Raw genomic sequence first — 1,441 nt, forward strand, 5'->3', positions numbered from 1 at the left:
ATTACTGGCATCCGGGTAAAAAACCAAGGGTAGAACAGCAATCTTAGAATAGTACAAAATGAAAAAAGCGGAACTACCGATTTGGTAAATCCCGCTTTTAATTAGATTTTGTTGTTACGACACAATAAAATCTTAATGCAACATACAAAACTATCCGGTCATCCGATAATCAGCCAGCTGCTTTCTTTTGTTCCCAGGGAGATAGTAGATAAAGCCTCGGAAACTTTTCAGTCGGACCGGTATTATAAGACAATGGACACCTGGAGACAGCTGGTCTTTATGCTTTATGGGGTAGTTTCCAGAGTACAGTCGCTGAACAGCCTCTGTAAGTGCCTGTTGTTTTTGGAGCAGAAACTCAGCTACCTGGGCATCTATAAACTTCCGGCGAGCAGTACCCTTTCGGATGCCAACCGCAAGCGTCCCAATGAGGTATATGGGTATATTTATTACTTATTGGTGGCCCATTATAGAGCAGAGATTTCGGACAGTTACCTCAGCCTGCCCATCAACGGGGAAGTTTCCCCTGACCGGGTAAAACTGTTTGACTCCAGCACCGTGACCCTGTGGACGGATGTGTTTAAAGGAGCGGGAAGGAATCCTATGAACGGGAAGAAAAAAGGAGGGCTGAAGGTGCATGCACTGCTTCCTCTGGACAACATGGTGCCCGAACTGGTCTGGCTTACGCCGGCCAGCAGCAACGATAAAGATTTCCTCGGACAGCTGAAGGTACAGAAAGGAGCCATTTATGTGTTCGACAAGGGCTATGTGAACTATGGGGTTTATAAAAAATGGACCGAGAGTGGCGCCTTTTTCGTGACCAGGCTAAACGAAAATGCCAGCTATGAAGTGATCAGTGAAATCCGGGCGGACATCCATGACTTCCTGTCCGGAGGCACCATTCTGGACCAGTTGGTGGAGCTAAAGACCGAAGAAGGGCACCTAAAAGCCAGATTGATCACCTATAAAGATCCATTGACAGGCAAAGTATTCCGCTTTCTGAGCAACCTGTTTGACTTTCATTCTCACACCATAGTGCTCCTGTATAAAAACCGCTGGGAGATCGAGCCATTCTTTAAAAAAATCAAGCAAAACTTCGAACTGGGTTATTTTTTCTCGGACAGCCGGGAGGGGATCAAAACGCAGGTATGGATGGTCTTGATTGCCAATTTGATTTTCAGCGTGATCCATAAGCGGATTAAAGAAGCAGAGCAGTTTACTACCTTAGTGTCCATGGCCAGAGCCAACCTGATATCCTATGTCTGCTTCCAGACCATAGTAAAAACGAACTGCCTGACAGAAGCAGAACGAAATCTGGAAATAGTACAATTGGATATTTTCGAAAGTGAGCAGGGGGGTGTTTTGAGAAAAAAAGAAAAATCACCCTAAATAGCCAGAAAACCCACTATTTTAGACTATCAAAAACTTACTCGGATGACAGTAA

General features: G+C 45.0%; 1 protein-coding gene. It reads left to right on the forward strand.

Annotated elements, in window-relative coordinates:
* The first annotated feature begins 135 nt into the window (after positions 1-135).
* Positions 136-1,386, forward strand: coding sequence for an IS4 family transposase (locus SYJ56_RS25765; protein WP_323839273.1), 1,251 nt, complete (start codon positions 136-138; stop codon positions 1,384-1,386).
* The last annotated feature ends 55 nt before the right edge of the window (positions 1,387-1,441 follow it).

It is taken from the genome of Algoriphagus aurantiacus, assembly GCF_035156405.1.
Classification (GTDB): Bacteria; Bacteroidota; Bacteroidia; order Cytophagales; family Cyclobacteriaceae; genus Algoriphagus; species Algoriphagus aurantiacus.

Coding starts and splice junctions, on each gene's coding strand:
- SYJ56_RS25765 (WP_323839273.1), top strand. CDS start 136: ATGCAACATACAAAACTATCCGGTCATCCGATAATCAGCCAGCTGCTT.